The 21,976-nt window shown below is 72.7% G+C and carries 17 protein-coding genes, 1 pseudogene and 1 riboswitch; of the genes and pseudogenes, 5 read left to right on the top strand and 13 right to left on the bottom strand.

The genetic code is table 11. The features are described 5' to 3' along the window. Positions 1-52 precede the first annotated feature (52 nt). From O7603_RS01195 to O7603_RS01170, 6 genes are all read right to left on the bottom strand, one after another. Positions 53-931 (bottom strand): branched-chain amino acid ABC transporter permease, encoded by an 879-nt coding sequence (locus O7603_RS01195; RefSeq protein WP_281573802.1) that lies wholly within the window; start codon positions 929-931, stop codon positions 53-55. A gap of 21 nt (positions 932-952) precedes the next feature. After that, entirely contained in the window at positions 953-1,669 is a 717-nt protein-coding gene (locus O7603_RS01190) for an ABC transporter ATP-binding protein (protein WP_281573801.1), read from the bottom strand. Positions 1,670-1,745: 76 nt separating this feature from the next. Continuing rightward, a complete protein-coding gene (locus tag O7603_RS01185) occupies positions 1,746-2,531 on the bottom strand; it encodes an ATP-binding cassette domain-containing protein (protein WP_281573800.1) in 786 nt (261 codons plus the stop codon). Positions 2,532-2,684: 153 nt separating this feature from the next. Further along, positions 2,685-3,587, bottom strand: a complete 903-nt coding sequence (locus O7603_RS01180) for an alpha/beta hydrolase (RefSeq protein ID WP_281573799.1) — start codon at positions 3,585-3,587, stop codon at positions 2,685-2,687. A 183-nt stretch (positions 3,588-3,770) separates the two neighbouring features. Further along, positions 3,771-4,505 carry a DUF2071 domain-containing protein gene (locus O7603_RS01175; RefSeq protein ID WP_281573798.1) on the bottom strand — a complete coding sequence of 245 codons (735 nt, stop codon included), beginning with the start codon at positions 4,503-4,505 and terminating at the stop codon, positions 3,771-3,773. 81 nt (positions 4,506-4,586) lie between these two features. Then, the gene (locus O7603_RS01170; protein ID WP_281573797.1) at positions 4,587-6,803 is read right to left on the bottom strand and encodes a hypothetical protein; all 2,217 of its coding nucleotides are present in this window, start codon (positions 6,801-6,803) and stop codon (positions 4,587-4,589) included. A gap of 362 nt (positions 6,804-7,165) precedes the next feature. Here O7603_RS01170 and O7603_RS01165 point away from each other — a divergent pair, with 362 nt between their 5' ends. Continuing rightward, positions 7,166-8,350 carry a low temperature requirement protein A gene (locus O7603_RS01165; RefSeq protein WP_281573796.1) on the top strand — a complete coding sequence of 395 codons (1,185 nt, stop codon included), beginning with the start codon at positions 7,166-7,168 and terminating at the stop codon, positions 8,348-8,350. A 50-nt stretch (positions 8,351-8,400) separates the two neighbouring features. Here O7603_RS01165 and O7603_RS01160 read toward each other — a convergent pair whose 3' ends face one another. Beyond that, positions 8,401-9,591 (bottom strand): low temperature requirement protein A, encoded by a 1,191-nt coding sequence (locus O7603_RS01160; RefSeq protein ID WP_281573795.1) that lies wholly within the window; start codon positions 9,589-9,591, stop codon positions 8,401-8,403. 190 nt (positions 9,592-9,781) lie between these two features. Between O7603_RS01160 and O7603_RS01155 the strand changes: the two genes are divergently transcribed. Next, positions 9,782-12,163, top strand: coding sequence for a discoidin domain-containing protein (locus O7603_RS01155; RefSeq protein WP_281573794.1), 2,382 nt, complete (start codon positions 9,782-9,784; stop codon positions 12,161-12,163). Positions 12,164-12,226: 63 nt separating this feature from the next. Further along, positions 12,227-14,269, top strand: a complete 2,043-nt coding sequence (locus O7603_RS01150; RefSeq protein WP_281573793.1) for a glycosyl hydrolase family 28-related protein — start codon at positions 12,227-12,229, stop codon at positions 14,267-14,269. Between the two features lie 109 nt (positions 14,270-14,378). Here O7603_RS01150 and O7603_RS01145 read toward each other — a convergent pair whose 3' ends face one another. The 3 genes from O7603_RS01145 to O7603_RS01135 all read right to left on the bottom strand — a co-directional run bounded on the left by O7603_RS01145 (position 14,379) and on the right by O7603_RS01135 (position 16,680). Then, a complete protein-coding gene (locus O7603_RS01145) occupies positions 14,379-15,956 on the bottom strand; it encodes a Na+/H+ antiporter (protein ID WP_281573792.1) in 1,578 nt (525 codons plus the stop codon). Between the two features lie 122 nt (positions 15,957-16,078). Further along, positions 16,079-16,366 carry a hypothetical protein gene (locus O7603_RS01140; RefSeq protein ID WP_281573791.1) on the bottom strand — a complete coding sequence of 96 codons (288 nt, stop codon included), beginning with the start codon at positions 16,364-16,366 and terminating at the stop codon, positions 16,079-16,081. After that, positions 16,360-16,680, bottom strand: coding sequence for a hypothetical protein (locus O7603_RS01135; protein WP_281573790.1), 321 nt, complete (start codon positions 16,678-16,680; stop codon positions 16,360-16,362). Before O7603_RS01135 ends, O7603_RS01140 begins: the two co-directional genes overlap by 7 nt. Positions 16,681-16,822: 142 nt before the next feature. Between O7603_RS01135 and O7603_RS01130 the strand changes: the two genes are divergently transcribed. Continuing rightward, positions 16,823-19,009, top strand: a complete 2,187-nt coding sequence (locus O7603_RS01130) for a glycogen debranching N-terminal domain-containing protein (protein WP_281573789.1) — start codon at positions 16,823-16,825, stop codon at positions 19,007-19,009. 10 nt (positions 19,010-19,019) lie between these two features. Here the strand turns inward: O7603_RS01130 and O7603_RS01125 are convergent, their stop codons facing one another. The 3 genes and pseudogenes from O7603_RS01125 to O7603_RS01115 form a co-directional block, all read right to left on the bottom strand. Next, positions 19,020-19,436, bottom strand: coding sequence for a nuclear transport factor 2 family protein (locus O7603_RS01125; RefSeq protein WP_281573788.1), 417 nt, complete (start codon positions 19,434-19,436; stop codon positions 19,020-19,022). Positions 19,437-19,502: 66 nt separating this feature from the next. Then, positions 19,503-19,981, bottom strand: a pseudogene (locus tag O7603_RS01120) (ChaB family protein). 103 nt (positions 19,982-20,084) lie between these two features. Then, positions 20,085-20,528, bottom strand: coding sequence for a PPC domain-containing DNA-binding protein (locus O7603_RS01115; RefSeq protein ID WP_281573787.1), 444 nt, complete (start codon positions 20,526-20,528; stop codon positions 20,085-20,087). A 173-nt stretch (positions 20,529-20,701) separates the two neighbouring features. Further along, a riboswitch (SAM riboswitch) is annotated at positions 20,702-20,814 on the top strand. A 279-nt stretch (positions 20,815-21,093) separates the two neighbouring features. Between O7603_RS01115 and O7603_RS01110 the strand changes: the two genes are divergently transcribed. After that, positions 21,094-21,963 carry an ABC transporter substrate-binding protein gene (locus O7603_RS01110; protein WP_281573786.1) on the top strand — a complete coding sequence of 290 codons (870 nt, stop codon included), beginning with the start codon at positions 21,094-21,096 and terminating at the stop codon, positions 21,961-21,963. Positions 21,964-21,976: the final 13 nt, after the last annotated feature.

Here is a 21,976-nt window from a genome sequence, read left to right as displayed (position 1 = left end):
AGGCCCGGCCCGGCCGTCCGGTCGCGGGGCGGCGCGTCCGCCCGGGTGGCGCTCACACCCGCCTCGCCGCGACGGGGGCGAACAGCCCGCCCGGACGGACCAGCAGCACCGCCAGCAGCAGGACCAGCACCGCGAGCGGGGTGAGGTCGCTGCCGGCGTAGCCGCTGACGTAGGAGAGCACCAGGCCGACCACGAGCCCGCCGACCACCGCCCCGGGTGGACTGTCCAACCCGCCGACCACGGCCGCGGTGAACGCCGAGACGAAGACCAGGTCCATCGCGTGCGGATGCAGCCCGAGTTCGGTCGGGATCACCAGCATCGCGGCCAGCGCGCCGACGCCGGAGGCGAGCGCCCAGCCGAGGGTGAGCATGCCGCCGACGTTCACCCCGAGCAGACGGGAGACCTCGGGGGCGAACGCCGCGGCCCGCATCCGCAGGCCGACCGCCGTCCGGGCGAAGATCCAGGCGAGCGCGCCGACCACCACCCCGATGGTGGCGAAGACGAACAGGTCGTACGGCGACAGGAGAGCGAGCCCGCCCACGGTGAACGCGCCACGGGAGAAGGGTGTCCCCGCGGGCCGGAACTCGCTGCCGTAGACCATGCCGAGGACGGCCTGGATCAGCAGCACCAGCCCGAGCGCGACGATCACCGGGTTGAGCGGCGACGCGTGGTCGACGTGACGCATCACCGCCCGGTCCACCACCGCGCCGAGCAGCAGCCCGGCGGCGAGTGCGGCCAGGAAACCCAGCCAGTAGGAGCCGGTCGCCGCGGAGACGCTGTAGGCGACGTACGCCGCGGCGACGGCCATGGCACCCTGGGCGAAGTTGACGACCCGCGCGGCCCGCCAGATCAGCACCAGAGCCAGCGCGAACGCGGCGTAGACGGCGCCCCGCGACAGGCCGTCCAGGGTGAGGAAGACGAAGCGGTCCAACTGTTCTCCCTCCGAGGGCGGTCAGAAACCGAGGTAGGCGTGGCGCAGGTCGACGTCGTCGCGCAGGTCGGCCGCCGGTGCGCTGGTGATCACCCGACCGAGGGACATCACCACACCCTGGTCGGCGATCCCCAGCGCGCTGCGCACGTTCTGCTCGACCAGCAGCACGGTCAGGCCGGTGCGGTCGCGCAACTGCCGCAGCAGGGCCATGGTCCGGGCGACCACCCGCGGCGCCAGGCCGAGCGACGGCTCGTCGAGCAGCAGCAGCCGGGGCCGGCCGACCAGCGCCCGGCCGAGCGCGAGCATCTGCCGCTCGCCGCCGGAGAGCTGGTGCCCGAGGTACCGCCGGCGCCGGGCCAGCGGCTCGAAGAGCTCGTAGACCTCGTCGAGGGCCCGCGCGGCGTCGGCCCGGTCCCGCCGCCACAGCCCTCCGAGGCGGAGGTTCTCGTCCACGGTGAGCTCGCCGATCACGCCGCGCCCCTCCGGCACGTGCGCCATGCCCCGGCGGACGAGCTGCTCCACCGGCGTGCCGCGCAGGTCCTCGCCGGCGAGCAGGATCTGGCCGGCCAGCGGGCGCAGCATGCCGGAGACCGCGCGCAGCAGGGTGGTCTTGCCGGCGCCGTTGGCCCCGACCACCGCGGCGATGGTGCCGGCCGGGACGGAGAGGTCGACGGCGTGCAGCACGGGCGCGGCGCCGTAGCCCACCACCAGCCCGCGCACCTCCAACAAGTCGCTCATGTCACCGCCTCGCTCCGCTCGACGGCACCATGAGGCACCAACGCACAGAGCCCGATGATTCGCTCGCCACGCTCGCTCATGCGGCCGCCTCGTCGACGGCGGCGCCGAGGTAGGCGTCGGTGACGGCAGGATCGTCGCGGACCTCGTCGGGTGTGCCGGCGGCGATCACCCGGCCGAAGTCGAGCACCACGAGCTCGTCGCAGACGGCCATCACCAGGTCCATGTGGTGCTCGACCAGCAGCACCGCGCACGGGTCGGGGTCACGGCGGGGCAGCTGCCGGATCAGCTCCGCCAGGTCGGCGATGTCGTCGGCGCCCAACCCGCCCGCCGGTTCGTCGAGCAGGAGCAGGCGGGGTCGGGCGGCGAGCGCCCGGGCCAACGCCACCCGCTGGCGTACGGCGAAGGGCAGCGTGCCCGGCACGGCGTTGGCGTGGTCGGCGATGCCCAGGCCGTCGAGGACGTCGAGGGCGTGCCGGCGCAGCCGCGCCTCGTCCCGGTCGCTGCTCGGCAGCCCGAGCAGCGCGGGGAGGAAGCCGGCCCGTGCGGTGTGCGACGCGCCGGCCATCACGTTCTCCAGCACGGTCAACCCGGCGAAGAGGCCGGTCCCCTGCAGCGTGCGGGCGATGCCGAGCCGAGTGAGCTGGTGCGGTCGCGGACGCAGCGGTCGACCGTCCAGGGTGAGCGAACCCGACTCCGGCCGGATGAAGCCGCAGATCACGTTGAACAGGGTGGTCTTGCCGGCACCGTTGGGGCCGATCACCCCCACGACCCGACCGGGGGGCACCCGCAGCGAGACGTCGTCGAGGGCGGTCAGGCCCCCGAAACGCACTCCGACCTGGTGCAGTGCGAGCCCGTCGTCCATCACCCATCCCTCGGTCGTGGCGGGTGTTATTTACACTCGCAGTGTACATTTCCGGGTTACCGCGTCAATACCTTCGATGTATCGATCGGGTCGCGGAAGGCGGGCCGCCGAAACGGCGGGACGACCGCCCACGCGGCCGTCCCGCCGTCGCCGTCAGGCGCTGGGACAGGTGTTGCGGTACTCCTCGATCGCCAGACCGCTCGGCCCCGGGCAGAGGAACTGCTCGTAGCGGGTGTCGTTGTCGACGAACCGCTTGAGCCACGCCACCATCTGCCGTGCGGTGGGCGTGTTGACCGTCTGCGGGAAGAAGTGGCTCGCCCCGTTGAGCTCCAGGTACGCCTTCTCCGCGGACGCCGGGATGGTGTTGTAGAACGGCTCCGAGTGCGAGGCGACCCGGGCGACGGAGTCCGACTCCCCACCGATGATCAGGGTCGGCACCCGGACGTCGGACCAGGTCTTGTCCAGATTCCACGGTGCGAGCGGCACGGCCGCCTGCAACGACGGTCGGCTCACCGCCGCCTCCAGACTCCCTCCGCCGCCCATCGAGTGGCCGGCCACGGCGAGACGGGTGCCGTCGATCCGGGTCCGCACCGAACTGCGCTGCACGAGGTAGTCGAGCGCGGCGAGCAACTGCCGCCCCCGGCTGTCCGGCTGGTCGAGCCGGCTGTTGGTCTCGATGCCGATCACCACGAAGCCGTGCGAGGCGATCCGGGGGCCGAGCCAGCTGATGCTCGACCAGGCCGCGGTGTAGCCGGGTGAGATGGCGATGGCGCCGAAGGTCCCCTGGCTGGTGTCGGTGGGGTAGTAGATGACGCCGCCGCCGAAGCCCGTGACGCTCAGCGAGGAGACGCTCTGGGGCGCGGTGGCGAACGGGCCGCGGCTGGCCTCGAGCACGGAGACGGTCGGGGCCGGGCCCCGCTCGTACGGGTTCTCGGCGGCCTGGGCCGCGGACGGTACGGCCAGCGCGCCGGTGATGGCCAGGGCGGCGGCCGCTCCGAGGCGTACGGCGCGGCCCGCGACGCGGCGGGGACGGGTGGTGGTGGTTGGTGACGACACGTCGGGCGCTCCCTCATGGTCGGGATATATCGACGTGGGTCAGTCTTTGACGTGCCCCTCGACCGCCGCATCGGCGAAATCACCAGTCCCGGCGCGGTCGGTGCGGGATCTGGGCAGGATGGTCGGTGCGGGATCCGGGCAGGACGGTCGGCGCGGGATCCGGGCAGGACGGCCGGCGCCGGGTCAGCGCACGGCGGCGGGCGCGCCGAAGCGCACCGGCACGCCCGGCGACCAGAGCACGCTCACCGGCGGCGACTCCGCCGCGGGCAGCCCGGCCGCGCGGATCAGGTGGTCGTCGAGGTGCACCAGCTCCGCCCGGTGCAGCGGCCAGCGTGGATGGACGTTGGGCAGGTGCAGGGTCCGCCCGTACGCGCGGGTGTGCAGGCCCCAGCGCGCGGTCAGGAAGTGCTCCAGCGCGCTCGGCTCGGGGATCGCCGCGCCGACCCGTACGCTGACCGTGCTGGTCACTCCGCGCGGGCCGGGCCAGCGTCGGCGGCAGGTGTACGTCCGCAGGTCACCGTCGCGGCGCAGGCGCATCCGCGACCACATGTAGGGCAGTCGCAGGCTGGCCCGCGCGGTCAGCACGGGCACCAACCGGGCGGCGTCCAGGGACCGGAACACGACGGCCCGCCGGCCGGCGGTGTCGACGCTGTACAACCGGACGTTGGTCTCGCCGAACGTGCCCAGGTAGGGCAGCCCCGGCCCGGCGAGCAGACCGAGCCGCACCATGCGGAACGCGACCAGTCCGACGTAGGTCCGGCCGGCCAGGATGTCCGGCCGCGTCCCGGGCGGCAGCAGCGGGGCCACCACTCCCGGGTCCACCGCCCAGTGCAGGAAGGCGAGGTCCGCCCAGCGCTGGACGAGCAGCGGCCGGCGCAGTGGCCGGGTGGCCTCGACCGCGACCGCTTCGGCGTCCATCCGGGCATTGTCGCGCGCCGGGTCGCCCGCCGGCGCTCCGCGTCCTTCCGGTTCCTGCCGCCCGGCCCGTCTCGGCGTCCGCTACGTCGGCCCGGCGGTCGGATCCGCCGGCTCACGGAGCCGCTCCGCCAACTCGCGAACCGCCTGGGCGTACGGCGCCTCGGACTCGGCCAGCCAGTGCCCCCGGATCGGGGGTGGGGTGCTGTCACCGGGTGGCGGCACCACGTCGCGGGGATCTCGCAGCCGGCGGTCCACGGTGGCCTCCGGGCCGCCGACGGTGGCCGGCGCGGACGGCCGGTGGGCCGAGAAGATCCAGCCGCCGATGGGATCCGTGTCGCGCCACAGGTTCAGCCACCGCCAGCCGACCCGGTCGCCGATCTCGCGCAGCGCCGCGTCGTCGACGTAGGCGGGGAAGAGCCGGGCGTAGAGCCGGCGCAGCGGCGACCCGTAGGTGAGCAGGGCGACCCGGCTGCTGATCTGGGCCGGTAACTGGAGCACCGTCGCGGCGAGCAGGACCGAACCATGGCTGTGCCCGGTGAGCAGCACGCCGTTGCCGCGCGCGACCAGGTACGTGATTCGTCGGGCCAGCTCCGGCACCGCCCGCTCGGCGTAGCAGGGTGGCGCGAACGGGTGGGCGGCCCGGGGCCAGAAGGTGCCCAGGTCCCACAGGATGCCGACGTGGCGCCGGAACTCGATGGTCCGATAGGCGAAGAGCGCGCCGACGATCAGGCCGAGGATGATCCCCGCGATCACCCAACTGCCGAACGCCACGCCGAACGTGACGAGGCCGCCGGGCACCCGTGCGTACCGCTCGATGGCGTCGGCCGGAAGCAATCCCAGCAGCCCGAGGGTCGTGGTGGCCGTGGCGAGCCCGGCGAGGCAGCCGTACACCACCGCCATCGGCACCAGGCTGTCGGTGAGGCGTGCCCGCGCCACCGCCCGCTCCACCTGTCGCAGTCGGGTCCCGGCCTCCGCCGGGGCGTCCGGGTGATCACGCGCGACGATCATCGCCGCGGCGCGGTACCGGCGCCGCCGCGAGATCAGGATCATCACTGCCGCGACGACCAGCGTGACCAGTACCGCTCGGAAGAAGCCGTAGATCGCCCAGGTGTACGCCGGCGGCGGGCCCGTGGCGATGCCCTCGCCGGTCGGCGTGTCGCGGTCCAGGAAGTCCGCCACCCGGTAGACCAGTTCGGCGGAGAACGCCACGGCCAGACTGATCGCCGCGGCCGCCATCACCAGCGCTCCGAGCCCGAGCAACGGCCTGGCCCGCGGCTCTCGGCGCCAACGCCGGAGCAGCATCGCCCCCAGGGCGGCCAGCAGCGCCGTCTGGGCGACGAACAGGGCGGCGAGGGTCGGCGCGTAGCCGGGCAGACTCGCCCCCTCGCGCCACGGCGCCGGGCTGGTCAGCACGTGGGCCACGACCGCGACGGTCAGGACGACGGCGATCGTCCGCAGCGCCCGGGTGATCCCGTCGAGCCGCCGGTCCGTGTCGGCCCGGTCGGTCAGCCGGGGGGTACAGAGCAGGACCACGCAGGCCGCGAGGACCGTCCCGGTGACCACCGCCAGCGTGGTCGTGGCCGCGGAGGCGCCGCTCGAGGCCCGGGCGGCGAGCAGGGTGACGTCCAGCGTCGCGAACGCCGCCGCGACGTGGATGGCGCGCAGCCGGCCCACCAGCGGCTCGGCGTCCCACCGACCGACCGCGCTGAGCGGATGCCCCGAGGCGCTCTCCTCCGGAGCGCGAAACGCGGCGAACGCCCGCCCCGGACGCGTGCTGAGCCACCAGACCAGGCCGATCGCGGCGATCGGGATCAGCGCGAACTCCGCCAGTCGTGGTCCGGTCGGTTGCCCGCCCAACCAGGACAACCAGCTGCGCCCGGCCAGACAGCCCGGCGAGGGCAGGCACTTCCAGGCGACCAGGTCAAGGGCGGTGCCGGCGACGGTGAGGACGTACAGCGCGGTGAGCGTGAGCGCCAACAGCCGGCACAGGGATTTGACGACCGCGTCGGAGCCCGGGTCCGCCGGACGCATCCAGGTCGCCACGTTGACCAGCATGAACGGCAGCAGGAACACCAGCGACAGGGTGCGGACCACGCTCCCGGAGGGCAGGTCGCCCCACCGGTACGCCTCCGGCGTCACCCCGTCCACGCCCTCGGCGCCGGCGGACCGGGCACGGCGCCGGTAGAAGCCCCCGCTGCGGTCGCCCGCGACCTGCTCCGCCTGCGGCTGGGTCAGCACCCGGTCGGCGCTCGCGCCGACGATCCCGTGCACCCGCAGCTCGACCACGTGGTCCGGCATTCCTGGCCCGCTCAACCGACCTGTTCCATCCGGCACCGCCCTCGAGGCGTCTCGGTAGCCCTCACCAGGCGATCCGGCCGAGATGCGCCCGCCACCCGCGTGGGCAGACCCGGATCTACCCCACCAGGCCGGTCGTAACCGTCGAAGACCGGAAGCGCCGCCGCGCGCGGCCTCCCGCGACCGGCAGGGCGACCGACGCGGCCACTCCGGGTCAGCGTCGCGCGTGGCCCGACCGTCGGAACCGCCCCATGGGGTGACGACCCGTCCGTTCCGGCTCGTCCGGCCGACCCGGCCGCTAGCGTGGCGGGTGGCCGAGACCGTCGCGGCTTCCTCGCCGCCGGCGCCGGAAGGAGGCAGCCGCGGTGACGTCCGGTCCGCTCCCCCGCATCCTCCGCCGGCGTGGCGAGCCCGAGTATCCGACGTTCCTGGAACTCTTCTTCGACCTGGTCTACGTCTTCATGCTCTCCCGGCTCGCCGCCGGGCTGGCCGAGGACCTCACCGTCCGCGGCGCGGCGCAGACCGCCGTCCTGCTGATGGCGGCCTGGTGGGTCTGGGTGCTGACCGCGTGGCTCACCGACCTGTTCAACCCGCGGCTGCCGGTCATCCAGGCCACCGTCCTGGCGGTCATGTTCGGCACCCTGCTCATGGCGATCGCGGTGCCGCAGGCCTTCGGCCGCTACGGGTGGCTCTTCGTCGCGGCGTACTTCGGCATCCATCTGGTGCGGGACGCCGTGCTCATCCCCGGCACGCGGGTGAACCCGTCGATCCAGGCGAGGAGCATCCGGGTGCTCTTCTGGTTCGGCGTCACCGCCGCGCCCTGGGTGGCCGGCGTGTTCGTGGAGGGGACCGCCCGGCTCCTCCTGTGGGCCCTGGCGGTGGCGATCGACCTCGGTTCGGCCCGGGCCGGCTGGCCGACGCCACGGCTCGGGCGCACCGAACTGGCCAGCCAGATCTTCACCGGGACGCACCTCTCCGAGCGGCACCGGGCGATCTTCATCATCGCGCTCGGCGAGCTGGTCCTGACCACCGGCCGAGGGCTGTCCCTCAGCGACTTCCAGGCCGGCCGGGTGGCGGCGAGCGCGCTCGGGTTCGCCAGCGCGGTGCTGCTGTTCCTGCTGTACTTCCACCGTGTGCGGCAGCTTCTCGCACCGTCGAACGTCGGGGTGGTGGAGCGCGTCCGCCCCGGCACCTCCACCTCGTACAGCCACCTGGTCATGGTGGCCGGGGTGCTGGTGGTGTCGACGAGCGTCTCGCTGGTCACCGATCGGCCGTTCGGGCCGACGCCGGCCGGCTGGGCGGCGATCATCCTCGGCGGGCCGGCGCTGTTCCTGCTCGGCGGCGCGCTGTTCGACGCCGTCGTCACCGGTCGACTCCTGTGGTCCCGGGCGGTGGGTGTGGTGCTGCTGGGTGCGCTGGTGCCCGCGGTGATCCCGCTCCCGCCGCTGGCCGTGCAGGTCGTGGCGAACCTGGTCCTGCTGCTCCTCCTGGTCGGTGAGACGTGGGCGCCTCGCCTGCGACCGGTCCGCACGCCCGCGCCCGCGCGCTGAGCATCGGCGAGGCGCCCGCCGGCGGGCAAGCCGCGTCGGCGCGGTCGGCGTCAGCGGCGCGCGGGTGGCCTGGGCGTCCGGGCGTGCCTGCGGGTGCTCACCAGGTTCGCCGCGGCGATGAGCAGCAGGACGATCACGGCGAGCAGGGCGACCCCGACCGGCGGCAGGCGTGTCGCGACCGGCGCCACGGCGGCCAGCAGCGCCAGCCCGACGAGCCGGGACCGGGAGATCCTTGCGAACACCGTGTAGTCGAGCACCCCGCGGCCGATCAGGAAGAGCGCCGGTCCACCGAGGATCACCGCGGCCCACGACGGCGGCGTCGGCCCGAACGGGCGGACCACGACCAGGTGGCTGGTGACCGCCATCCCGGCGATGCCGGCCACCATGATCAGATGGGTGACCGCCGCGAACTGGGTGAGCAGCGACGGGTTCGTCGCCCGGGCGATCGCTTCGGTCAGCAGCTCCCCCGCGCGGTAGATGTAGATCCGCCACATCAGCACCACGCCCGTGAACATCACCACCAGGGCGACAACGTGGCTCGCCCCGTCGTTCAGGCTGAACCTCGTCCCGAGGACGAAGAGCGCCGCGCCGAGCGCGATGATGACGAACTGCCGGTACCGCTCGGCCACCCGCTCACCGACCAGCCGCCACTCCTGCGGCTGCGAGCGCCCGAACCGGGGCACCGGCCAGCCGAGTGAGGCGGCGGTGTACTCCACCGTCACGGCCGTCGCCCAGAGCGCCAGGCGGACGGGGCCGCCGGCCAGTCCTCCGCCGACCCAGGCGACGGCGACGATCGTGTACCAGAAGAAGATCCGGCCGCTGCGCCGCGGCTCGGGCGCCTTCCGGTCGAACAGCAGGTAGTAGCTGGACGAGCCGAGGTGGATGGTCAGGTAGGTGACCGCGAAGAGCAAGCCCCGCCCGTCGTACGCCTGGGGCGTCGCGGCCGCCAGCAACAGGCTGGCCGCCGCCACCGCGATGAGCTGCACCTGGACCAGCGGCCGGGAGAGGTCGAGGCTGTCCGCGGCCCACGTGGTGATCGCCCAGACCAGGGTGAACGCGAGCAGCAGCACCAGCGTTCCGACCACACCGGTCCAGGTCAGGTTCTCGGCCTGCGTCTTCACGAGGGAGATCAGCGCGAAGACGTAGACCAGGTCGAAGAAGAGTTCGAGGAAGGCCGGGCGGCCCCGCGCCCGCGCGAGGGAAGCCGCCGCCTCGGCGTCACCACCCGCTGCCATCGCCATCGCGCCCACCCGGCCCCGCCGCCCGTCCCCGACCGACGTTACGGCCCACGGTCCGCCGGGACCCTTACCATCCACTTCTTACAGAGTCGTAGCCGCGATCTTTCAGAGAGCAGTCAAAGTATTGCGGTGCTGTGTCGATGGCTGGCATGATGGCCGTCAATTCCCTCCTACCCCCGAAGGAGCGGTCGACATGGCGCTCACCCGCCGCTCACTGATCGGGTCCGTGGCGGCGGGGTCCGCGCTCGCCGCGCTCCCCGACCTGGCTCCCACCCTCGCCCGGCCCGCCGTCGCGGCCAGTCCGCCCGGTGACGTGGTCGGCAAGATCACCGTCGGCTACCAGGGCTGGTTCAGCTGCCCAGGCGACGGCGCACCGATCGGCGGCTGGTGGCACTGGAGCCGGGACCGGTTCCAGCCTCCGTCACCGGCCAACACCACCATCATCTCCTGGCCGGACATGCGCGAGTACGCCCACGGCTACACCACGGCCTACCCCAACCTCGGCAACGGCCAGCCCGCCCAGCTCTTCTCGTCCTACGACCAGCAGACCGTGGACACCCACTTCCGCTGGATGCAGGAGTACGGCTGCGACACCGCGGCGTTGCAGCGGTTCAACCCGTTCGGCGACGAGGGGCCGACCCGCGACGCGATGGCGGTGAAGGTCCGCGGCGCGGCCGAGCGGTTCGGGCGCAAGTTCTACATCATGTACGACGTCACCGACTGGACGGCGATGCAGTCCCAGATCAAGCAGGACTGGACGACCAAGATGTCGGCACACACCGCGTCACCGGCGTACGCCCGGCAGAACGGCAAGCCGGTGGTCTGCATCTGGGGCTTCGGGTTCAGCGAACCCAGTCGCCCGTTCGCCCCGGAGCCCTGCCTCGACGTGGTCAACTGGTTCAAGGCGCAGGGGTGCTACGTCATCGGCGGCGTCCCCACCCACTGGCGACGCGGCGTCGAGGACTCCCGGCCCGGCTTCTCCGAGGTCTACCACGCCTTCCACATGATCTCGCCGTGGATGATCTGGCGCGCCACCACGCTGCAGGGCCTGGACGACTACTACACCAACGTCAACATCCCCGACCTGGCCGACTGCGTCGCCCACGGCATCGACTACCAGCCCTGCGTCATGCCGGGCGACCTGTCGGCCGGGCACCGCCGGCACGGCGACTTCTACTGGCGGCACCTCTACAACATGATCCGTCTCGGCTCGCAGGGCCTCTACGTCTCGATGTTCGACGAGTACAACGAGGGCAACCAGATCGCGAAGACCAGCGAGACGCAGGCGACCACGCCCGCCGGCGCCGGAATCCGGGCGCTCGACGAGGACGGCACCGTCTGCTCCGCCGACTACTACCTGCGGATCACCGCCGACGGCGGCAAGATGCTCAAGGGCCAGCTCGCACTCACGCCGGTCCGGCCCACTCCCCCGGTCGTCGGTGGCGGGCCGCCGCCGAGCGGCAACCTGGCCGCCGGCCGGCCCGCCACGGCGAGCAGCCAGAACGGCCCGTTCGCGGCCGGTAACGCCGTCGACAGCGACCGGGGCAGCTACTGGGAGGGCACCAACAACGCGTTCCCGCAGTGGTGGCAGGTCGACCTCGGGGCCAGCCACGCGGTGAACCGGCTCATCCTCGCCCTGCCCACCGGTTGGGAGGCGCGTACCCAGACGCTGTCGGTGCAGGGCAGCGCCGACGGCGCCACGTTCACCACGCTGGCCGCGCCGGCCGGGATCCGTTTCGACCCGGCAGCCGGCAACACGGCCACGATCACGGTGCCGGCCACCGTCGCCCGCCACGTCCGGGTGACCGTCACCGGCAACACCGCCTGGCCCGCCGCGCAACTGGCCCAGGTCGAGGTGTACGCCGCCACCGGGAGCAACCCCTCCCCGCCGACCGCCCCGGGCAACCTGTCGGTGACCGGGCGCACCGCGACCAGCGTGTCGCTGGCCTGGACCGCCTCGACCGACGCCGACGGGATCGCCGGCTACCAGGTCCGCCAGGGCGGCCAGACGGTCGCCTCGGTCACCGGCACCTCGGCCACCGTCAGCGGACTCACCCCGGCCACCACGTACACCTTCACCGTCATCGCCCTGGACACCGGCGGCACCCCGTCCGCGCCCTCGAACGCGGTCACCGCGACCACCAACCCGACCGCCCAGACCGACCTGGCGCGGGGCCGGCCGACCGCGGAGAGCAGCCACACCCAGAGCTACGGCAGCGCAAACACCGTCGACGGCAACCCGGACACCTACTGGGAGAGCGCCAACAACGCCTTCCCGCAGTGGGTGCGGGTCGACCTCGGCGCCCCCACCACGGTCGGGCGCGTCGTGCTGCGGCTGCCCCCGTCGCCGGCCTGGCAGACCCGGACCCAGACGCTCTCGGTGCAGGGCAGCGCGGACGGCACGAGTTGGAGCACCCTCGTCGCCTCGGCGGGCCGGCTGTTCGACCCGGCGACCGGCAACCAGGTGACGCTGACCTTCGCCGCGACCGCCACCCGCCACGTGCGGGTCCAGGTCACCGGCAACACCGGCTGGCCCGCAGGCCAGCTCTCCCAGCTCGAGGTCTACGCCGCCTGACCGCGGCGGCCGGCGTACGCCGGCGCGCCGCGCCGCCCACCGCCGAACAGAGATGAGTCCTTGATGAACCGAAGCATCCGCGCAGCGCTGCCGCGCACCCGACGCCGATCCACCGCGGCGGTCGCCGCCGCCACGGCGCTCGTCACCGCCGTCGGCATCCTGGCCGGGGCACCGGCCGCCGCCACCGGCAAGCACGGTACCGCGCCCGCTCCGGTGGTGACCCGGGCCGCCCTCGATCCGCAACTGGTCGCCGGCAAGGGCGCCCGGGTCGGCTTCCTGGAGCAGGAGGCGGAGAACGCGGTGACGAACGGCGAGGTCATCGGCCCGGACCGGACGGCGTACACGCTGCCGTCGGAGGCCTCCGGACGGCGTGCGGTCAAGCTGGTCCCCGGCCGGCACGTCGAGTTCACCCTGCCGGCGGCGGCCAACGCCATCACCGTGCGCTACAGCATCCCGGACGCGCCCTCCGGCGGCGGCATCACCGCGCCGCTGGACGTGGCGGTCAACGGCAAACGGGTCCGGAGCATGACGCTCACCTCGGAGTACGCCTGGCTCTACAACCAGTACCCCTTCAGCAACGACCCCGATGCCGACCTGCTGCACCCGGACTGGTGGATCACCGAGTGCTCCTGCGTCCCCGCCGCCACCTCTCCGTACCCGACCATCCAGAAGCCGTTCCGACCCAGCCACTTCTACGACGAGCAGCGCCTGCTGCTCGGCCGCACCTACCGGGCGGGCGACCGGATCCGGCTCACCGCGCCGGCCGGCAGCAACGCCGCGTGGACGGTCATCGACCTGCTCGACTCCGAGCTGGTCGCCCCGCCCCGGGTGCGGCTGCTCGCCGCGAACGTGCTGGCCTTCGGCGCCGACCCCACCGGCCGGCGGGACTCGGCCCCGGCGATCGAACGGGCCATCGCCTTCGCCCGGCGCACCGGGCTGGACGTCTACCTGCCGCCCGGCACCTTCCAGGTCAACCGGCACATCATCGTCGACGACGTGACGATCGAGGGCGCCGGCAACTGGTACACGATCATCAAGGGTCGCGAGGTCACCCTGCCGAACCCCGCGCCGGACGGCTCGGTGCACACCGGCGTCGGCTTCTACGGCCGGGACGCCGCCGACGGCGGCAGCCGCGACGTGCACCTCTCCGGCTTCGCCATCGAGGGCGACGTGCGGGAGCGGATCGACACCGACCAGGTCAACGGCATCGGCGGCGCGATGAGCGACTCCACCATCGACGGCCTGCACATCCGGCACACCAAGGTGGGCCTGTGGTTCGACGGCCCGATGCGCAACGTCCGGGTCACCAACAACATCGTCGTCGACCAGATCGCGGACGCGCTGAACTTCCACACCGGCGTGACCGACTCGCTGGTCGCGCACAACTTCGTCCGCAACACCGGGGACGACGGCCTGGCCATGTGGTCCGAGGCGACGGCGAACGCGCGCAACACCTTCGACCACAACACCGTGCAGTCGCCGGTGCTGGCCAACGGCATCGCGATCTACGGCGGCACGGACAACACCGTCTCGAACAACCTGGTCGCCGACCCGGTCCGCGAGGGCAGCGCCCTGCAGGTCGGCTCCCGCTTCGGCGCGGAGCCGTTCACCGGGCACCTGTGGATCACCGGCAACACCACGGCCCGCGCCGGCACGTACGAGCTGAACTGGAACATCGGTCTCGGCGCCATCTGGCTCTACGCGCTCGACCGCAGCATCGACGCGCGGATCGAGGTGGTGGGTGACGCGTACCTGGACAGCACCTACAACGCGATCATGCTGGTCAGCGAGTGGTCGGTGAAGGACCTCTACTCGATCGACAACGTGCACTTCCGTGACATCCGCGTCGACGGAACCGGGACGTCGGTGGTGAGCGCCCGGACCGCCGGTGCCGCGTCCTTCCAGAACGTGGACGCCCGGAACGTGGGCGCGGTCGGGGTCAACAACTGCGGGTCGTTCCACTTCACCCCGGCCGGCTCCGAGTTCGGCCTGACCGATCTCGGCGGCAACGACGGGGGCTGGCTCGCCGACTGGCAGTTGCCGAACACCATCACCTGCGACGACCGCCCACCGGTGGTGCCCCCACCACCGCCCACCCGCTGGTAGCCGACGCCCGTCGCGGTCGACCACGCGGTTGTGGTGCCGGGTACGGCGGTTCGCGCCGTCCGCCCCCACCACAACCGCGTGGTCGCCGCGTACCCCGATCCGGCGGGCGCTACTCCGACGCGGTGGGTCCGAGCAGTCGGATCTCCTCGATGTCCATGACGGCCTGGAGGTCGCGCAGCACCACGTCGTCGATCTCGTTGGCGTCCCGCATCCGGGTGATCTCCCGACGTTTGCGTTCGAGCAGGCCGAGCCGTAGTTGCCGCTCGAGTTCGCGGACCCGCGGCAGCCCCTCCTCCTGCTCGGCGGCGCGGACGTCCTCGAGCAGCGCCTCGTAGTCGGTCCGCACGCGGCTGACCACGTCCTCGCCGGCGCCGACCTCGGCGGCCACCTCGGGCAGCGCCGCCAGGCCCACCTTGCCGGCCTGGATCCGGGCCTGCCGCACCTCGTCGACGCGCTGCTGGTCGCCGACGAGGCCGGCCCAGCGGACCACCAGCGGCAGGGTGGTGCCCTGCACCAGCATGATCGACAGGATCGCCACCGCGGTACAGAAGATGATCAGATCGCGTTCCCGGACGGGTTGGCCGCTCGACATGGCCAGCGGCACCGCCAGCGCCGCCGCGAGGGACACGGCGCCGCGGAAGCCGGCCCACCCGGCGACGGTCCGCACCCGCCACGAGATCCGGTTCTCGCGCGCCGACTCGCCGCGGTAGAACAGCCGGAACAGGTACGGGGTGAACAACACCCACGCCAGCCGGGTCGCGACCACCACGAGGGTGACCACTATCGCGATGACGAGCGCACGGTGGGGCGAGACGCTGCTGACGCTGCGGACCGCGCGGGGGATCTGCATCCCGAGCAGCACGAACAGTCCACCGTTGATGATGAAGGTGGAGAGGTCCCAGAATCCGAGGGCCAGCACCCGGGACGGGGCCCGGATCACCCGTGGGCCCGCGTAGGCGAGCACCAGACCGGCCACCACCACCGCCAGCACCCCGCTGGCGTGGATCTCCTCCGCGAGCAGGAACGCGGCGAACGGGGTGAGGACGCTGAGCGCGCCCTCCCGTAGCGGGTCGTCGATGTGCCGGCGCACCATGACCACGATGAGGCCGACCGCCAGCCCGGCGGCGATGCCACCGACGAACGAGAGGCTGAGTTCTCCGACAAGGTGCAGCGGTGTCGGCACCGTGCCACCGGCGAGCAGGCCGACCGTGACGGCGAAGAGCACCAGCGCCGTGCCGTCGTTGATCAGGCTCTCCATGTGCAGGGTGGTGAGCAGCCGGCGGGGCATCCGCTTCGCGAGGCCGGAGACCGCGGCGGCGTCGGTCGGCGCCAACACGGCGCCGAGCACCCAGGCCGCCGCCGGATTGACGCCGAACGCCTGCGCGGTGATCGACACGGTGAACATCGTGAGCCCCACGAGCACCACCGCGAGCAGGGCGATGACCCCGAGATTGTTCCGGATCTCCCGCAGGCTGGTGGTCAGCGCCTCGCGGTAGAGGATCGCCGGCAGGAAGAGCACCAGCACGACCTCGGGCTCGAGCACCACGTGCGACAGCGGTGGGATGAGGGCCAGCAGCGCACCCATGCCGATGAGCAGGACCGGCGGCGCGACGCGGTAGCGCCCTCCGATCGTGGTGCCGACGAGGACGGTGGCACCCAGCACCACGAGCAGGACGAGTGCTTCCACACCCCCCTTCACGTCGCACCCCCCGCCGTCCCCCGGCGACCTGCCGGCGCCCCGCCTCCACTGTCGCGGCTGGAGACGGGTCGCGGAGGCGGAACGGGCTCAGTTCCCGGGCGTGGGGTGGGTCAGCAGAACCAGCCGTCCTGGACCCAGCCGCGCCGGTTGATGTGCCCGTACGCGAAGCCGTAGACGTAGCCGCCGCTGCGCGGCCCCTCGACGAGGAAGGTCTGGCCCTGGTACAGCGTCCCCATCCAGGCGCCGTTCGGCTGGGTGCGGACGAACAGGTCGGCGGCGCAGACGGTCTCCCGCTCGCCGATGGTGCCGTTCGCCGCGCGCGCGGGCCCGGCCGGCGCGGCGGCCGCCAGGATCGCCACCACGACCACCACGCCGACCCGCCGTCGGATCCTCACCACGAGTCGTACCCTCCGATGCACTCGATGCGCAGGTAACCCCAGTCGTTCGGACCGAAGTCGAAGGCCGCCGCCCAGCCGTTGTAGACGGGGTGGGCGCCGGGGGTGTGGCCGATCTTGTTGCCGTACTCCAGCACCCGCTTCAGGCCGTGCGGGCCGCCGGCGGAGTCGTAGTTGGCGTAGAAGCTGGCGGTCTGGCAGATGACCACGGCGTGCCGGGGCACCACCGGGTCGGCGTGCGCGGCGCTCGCCCCGAGCGGGGCCGCCACCACCGTGGCCGCCAGGACGGCGGCGAACCGGGTCACCGGTCGACTCATCGGACCTCCCGATCCGGTGCGGCCACGCGGCCCCACCGAGACAGTCGGAGACATCTATGAACATGATCGGTCTCGGGGCCATGTTGGTCAATGCCGCAGCGCCGTCGGCGGGACCGCACATAGGCTGGTCGTCGGTGACGGCATGTCCGGTTGTCGGCTGGGGGTGTACGTGACGGCCGCGGAACGACGACGCACGCCGGCGCAGCCGTGGCCGGACACGACCGGTGAGCAGCTGGCCGGCAGCGGCGCGTGCCGGGACCTCCCGCCGGAGCTGGGGCCGGACGCCGTCAGCGTGCTCGAGGGCCGCACCTTCATGTTCTCCAACGCGCTCGGTGACGTGCCGAGGGGTTCCATCGGTGGGCTGGTGCACGACGACACCCGCTTCCTCGACCGGTGGGAACTGACCATCGACGACGCCCCGCTGCTGGTGCTCGGGTCCGGCACCGTCGACCCCTTCTCCGCCGCGTTCTTCCTGGCCAACGCCGACCTGCCGGGCCTGGCCCCGAACCGGGTCGGGGTACGCCGGCAACGCTTCGTCGGCGACGGCCTGTACGAGCGGATCGAGCTGCGCTACTTCGGCCTCGAACCGGTCGAGTTCCAGCTGCGGCTCGCCGTCGGCACCGACTTCGCGGACCTGTTCGAGATCAAGGAGTCCGGACGGGACCGGTCGGCCGAGATCGTCCGCGATCACGCGGCCGACGGGTCGTCACTCTGCTTCGCCTACCGCAACGGCCACTACCAGACGATGGTGCGCGTACGGGCCGATCCGGCCGCGGACCGGGTCGACGGTGACTCGCTGGTCTGGCACCTGCGGCTCGAGCGGGGGCAGGCGTGGGAGTGCGAGCTGCGGGTGCCGCTGCGCTGCGGCGGGTCACATCTGGAGCCGATGCCCCGCGGCTTCGGCGACGTCTTCGAACGGGACGCCGAGGATCCGTCCACCCGCTGGCTGGCCGACGCGCCCATGCTGACCAGCCAGTCCGACCGACTGGTGGCGGTGTGCCGCAAGGCCGGCGCGGACCTGGTGTCGATGCGGATCGAGAAGGACATCCGGGGCGAGCCGGTGGTGCTGCTCGCGGCCGGGCTGCCGTGGTTCATGACGGTGTTCGGCCGGGACACCCTGATCACCTCGTACCAGAGCGTGGCGTTCGGCCCACAGCTCGCGCGGGGCGCCCTGCTGGTGCTCGCCGCCCACCAGGCCGACGAGCACGACGACTTCACCGACCGGGAGCCGGGCAAGATCTTCCACGAGTACCGGACCGGGGAGCTGACCCAGCTCGGCATCAAGCCCTACCAGCCCTACTACGGCGGGGCCGACACCACGCCGCTGTGGCTGGTGCTGCTCTCCGAGTACTGGCGCTGGACCGGGGACGACGACCTGGTCCGCGAGCTGCGACCGAACGCCGAGGCGGCGCTGCGGTGGATCGACGAGTTCGGCGACCTGCACGGCACCGGCTACGTGGGCTACGCGACCCGCTCGACCCAGGGGCTGGGCAACCAGTGCTGGCGGGACTCGAGCGACGGCGTCCAGTTCGCCGACGGGACCATTCCGGTGCTGCCCATCGCGACCTGCGAGACGCAGGGCTACACGTACGACGCCAAGCTGCGCATGGCGGAACTCGCCGACGGGCCCTGGCGGGACTGTCCGCTCGGCGAACGGCTGCGGGCGGAGGCGGCCGCGCTGCGCGACCGGTTCAACCGTGACTTCTGGATCCCCGAGCGGGGCGGCTACTACGCGATCGGCCTGGACGGCGACGGACGCCCGATCGACTCGATGACGTCGAACATGGGTCACCTGCTGTGGAGCGGGATCGTGCCGCAGGAGCGGGCCGACCTGGTGGCCGCCCAACTGATGTCCGAGGAGATGTTCTCCGGATGGGGGGTGCGGACCCTCTCGACCACCGACCGCGGCTACAACCCCATCGGATATCACCTCGGCACGGTCTGGCCGCACGACAACGCCCTCATCGCCGCCGGCCTCGCCCGCTACGGCCACCACGACGACGCGCACCGCATCATCCTGGCCATGCTGGAGGCGTCCGCCTACTCCGAGCACCGGCTGCCCGAGGCGTTCTCCGGCTACGACCGCGCGTTCGGCCTGCGACCGGTCCCCTACCCCACCGCCTGCAACCCGCAGGCGTGGGCCAGCGGAGCGCCCCTGCTGTTCCTGCGGACGCTGCTCGGGCTGGACGCCGTCGACGGCCGGTTGGTCGTCGACCCGCACCTCCCGGAGTCGCTCGACTGGATCCGGCTGGCCGGGGTGCCGGCGTTCGGCCGCCGGTGGGACGTGCACGCCGACGGCAGCAAATCCACCGTCCGGCCCGCCTCCTGAGCGGCAGCGGTCAGGCCGCCGGCGGGGTCTTCCACAGCTCGTTGAAGGCCAGGCTGTCGAAGAAGGCGGTCCCGTCCACCACCTTGCCGTCCGAGAAGGTCAGGATCCAGGCGTAGGTGTTCTCGTACGTCGAGCCGTCACGGGTGACGCCGGCGCCGTCGAAGACGGCGACGACCGTGTTCGCGTCGGCGTCCTCGTAGATCGCCCGGAGGTTCACCGGCCGGTACGGGCTGTCCGGGTCGAACCGCGCGTTGAACGGTCGCATCGCCTGGGTGAGGAAGTCGTCGGCGCTGTGGTACGTGCCGGCCACCACCGAGTTGCCGACGACCTCCCACCGCATGCGCGGGGCGAAGATGTCGCTGATGGCGCCGGTGCCGGCGGACCAGTCCGCGAAGGCGCGGGCGACGATGTCCCGGTTCGCCGTCATGGCGTGACCACCTCTCTGCGGGCCTACGACCAGGGGCGTCGGCGTGATCGCCCATGCCATCGGCGTTCACCGCCACTCTAGCGACGGGCGGGAGCGGCCGAGGTCGGTCGACGGACAGCCGCCTGGTCGGGGCTGTTCCCGACCTCGCCGGCGGGCGCGGGCGGTGGCCCGGGCGTTGGCCTTCTCGATCGCGCGGACCAGGTCGTCCCGGTCCAGCTCCTGCGGGCGGTCGATGCCCACCTTGCGGGCCACCTCGTCGAGGTGGCCCCGGCTGGCGTTGGCGTCCACCCCCTGGGCGGTCTCCCGAGGTCGGGCACGGGAGGCGGGGTGCCCAGCGCGGCCTGTGGGTCGGACGGCCCCGGACGCTCCTTGGGCTCCCAGTGGTCCCCGACCTTCTCATGGGTGTGCTTGAGCGAGGAGTACGCCGTGCGGTGCGCCCGTTCGCCGTCGCCGTAGGTCTCCTCGGCCGCCTCGAGCGTCTTCTTGTAGGTCCGCACCGCCTTGTCGTCGGAGCGGGCGATCGTCGACGGCACGTCGTGTCGCATCTCTTCGGCCTGCTCGTGCTTGTCCGGCACAACGCACCCCCTCGGCGGTGTCGCCCCGGGAGTACCCGCGCCCCCGCCCGCTACGCCAACCGCTTCCGCCCGGTCATCGTCCGGTCTCGCCGCTGAGCAGCGCCAGGCCGGTCTCCGGATCCACCTTCTTGGCGAGGCTCGCGCCGACCTCGGTGATCACCACCTCGAGGGTCGGCCAGACCTCGCCGCGCAGCAGGTGGCCGCCGACCGTGCTGCCGTCCCGGCGGCCGAGCACCGCGTGCACGTGCAGGGCGGGGCGGCCGGAGTCCTCGGCGATGTCCCCCAGGATGCTGAGCACCTCCACCTGCTCGGTCACCGGGATCGGCCGGATCTCGCGTCGCTCCCGGTCGAAGTAGCCCAGCTCGGCGGCCTGGAAGCCGCCCACCGCGGTCACCGAGGCGCCCCGGATGTTCCGGTCCACGGCCACCTGGTTGATCACCGTCACCGGGTCCTCGCCCTTGTCGAGGACGACCACGACCACTCGTCGGCCGTCCTCGTGCAGCTCGACGTCCCTCACCGCACCGACTCCCGCCCGGTCGGCCCGCGCCGGCCGACCACTCGGTGATCGTGTCACCACCGGCGCGCGGCCGTGGTGGGTTTGCCCTGTTCGGCGGGTCGCCCGGCGGGCCCGCGTGAGGGTGGTCATAACGGCTGGACGGTGTACCGCCACGGGCTGCTAACCTCGGCGCAGGTCATGAGCGCCAGCGTCAAGCCCCGGCTCGCTGGCCGGCAACCCTCCTCCGCGGTGGGGTGCCCCGGGTGAAGACCGGGCACCGGAGTGTTCTCCGGTGCAAGCGTGGCCTGGTTCCCAGGTCAGCAACGACCTAGGAGAGCCATGTCGTCTCGCATCACCATCCCACCGCTCGACCCCGCCGCGTCGGCCCACCGGCCCACACCGCCGGCACTGACCCGGCGCCGGCACGTCGACATGATGTGGGTCTGCAGCGCCGCGTGTCGGCCCAGCGCCGGTCGCTGACGCGCCCTTCCCCGCTTCCCTGATCTATCCAGCGGTACGCCCGTCGGGCGCGCCGTCGGCGGCGTACGCCCGTGCGCCGCCGCTGACACCATCCCCGGAGACACCTGTGCGACTTCTTCCTGCCCTGACCCGGGTGGCCGCCCTCGGCGTGGCCGCCGTCCTCGGCGCCGCCACTCTCACCGCCTGCGGCGACGACGCCTCGTCCAGCGCGGCGGACAACCCCTACGGCCTGCTCCAGGCCGGCGTGCTGCGCGCCGGCACGCTCACCGACGCGCCGCCGAACGTGTACCTGAAGGACGGCCGGTTCACCGGCTTCGACAACGACCTGCTCACCGCGGTCGCCGGAAAGGTCGGTCTGAAGGTGGAGTTCGTCGGCACCGACTTCTCCGCGCTGCTCTCGCAGGTCAACAACCGGAAGTTCGACGTCGGCAGCTCATCGATCACCATCACCGAGGCTCGCAAGAAGACGGTCGACTTCGGCAACGGCTACGACTTCGGCTACTTCGGACTCGACGTACCGGCCGGCTCGCCGATCACGGGCTTCGACCAGCTCGCGGGCAAGCGGGTCGTGGTCGTGCAGGGCACGGTCCAGGACGACTACGCCACCGGCAAGGGGCTCAACCCGGTCCGGGTGCCGGACTACAACGGCGCGATCAACCAGCTGAAGGCGGGCACCGCGGACGCCTGGATCGCCCCGGCCGAGATCGGCGAGAAGTCGGCGGCGGACAGCAGCGGCAAGATCACCGTGGCGGCGAAGCAGCTCAGCCCGGCGCCGACCGCGTACGCGGTGGCCAAGGGGAACGACAAGCTGCGCGAGGCGCTGAACAAGGGCCTCGACGAGGTGATCGCGGACGGCACGTGGAGCCGCCTGCAGGACCAGTACTACCCGGGCCGGCCGATCCCGGCGGACTTCAAGCCGGGCAGCGGCACCGTGGCGGTCCCAGCCGCGACGGCGTCGGCCTCGGCCGCGTCCTGACGGTGGTGCTGAC

This window comes from Micromonospora sp. WMMD812, from assembly GCF_027497215.1.
Classification (GTDB): Bacteria; Actinomycetota; Actinomycetes; order Mycobacteriales; family Micromonosporaceae; genus Micromonospora.
This window is presented reverse-complemented; position numbering and strand designations above follow the sequence as displayed.

Excerpts from the sequence above, each read along its gene's own strand:
- O7603_RS01190 (WP_281573801.1), bottom strand. The coding sequence starts at position 1,669 with ATGAGCGACTTGTTGGAGGTGCGCGGGCTGGTGGTGGGCTACGGCGCC.
- O7603_RS01185 (WP_281573800.1), bottom strand. The coding sequence starts at position 2,531 with ATGGACGACGGGCTCGCACTGCACCAGGTCGGAGTGCGTTTCGGGGGC.
- O7603_RS01175 (WP_281573798.1), bottom strand. The coding sequence starts at position 4,505 with ATGGACGCCGAAGCGGTCGCGGTCGAGGCCACCCGGCCACTGCGCCGG.
- O7603_RS01170 (WP_281573797.1), bottom strand. The coding sequence starts at position 6,803 with ATGCCGGACCACGTGGTCGAGCTGCGGGTGCACGGGATCGTCGGCGCG.
- O7603_RS01160 (WP_281573795.1), bottom strand. The coding sequence starts at position 9,591 with ATGGCGATGGCAGCGGGTGGTGACGCCGAGGCGGCGGCTTCCCTCGCG.
- O7603_RS01155 (WP_281573794.1), top strand. The coding sequence starts at position 9,782 with ATGGCGCTCACCCGCCGCTCACTGATCGGGTCCGTGGCGGCGGGGTCC.
- O7603_RS01150 (WP_281573793.1), top strand. The coding sequence starts at position 12,227 with ATGAACCGAAGCATCCGCGCAGCGCTGCCGCGCACCCGACGCCGATCC.
- O7603_RS01135 (WP_281573790.1), bottom strand. The coding sequence starts at position 16,680 with ATGAGTCGACCGGTGACCCGGTTCGCCGCCGTCCTGGCGGCCACGGTG.
- O7603_RS01130 (WP_281573789.1), top strand. The coding sequence starts at position 16,823 with ATGTCCGGTTGTCGGCTGGGGGTGTACGTGACGGCCGCGGAACGACGA.
- O7603_RS01125 (WP_281573788.1), bottom strand. The coding sequence starts at position 19,436 with ATGACGGCGAACCGGGACATCGTCGCCCGCGCCTTCGCGGACTGGTCC.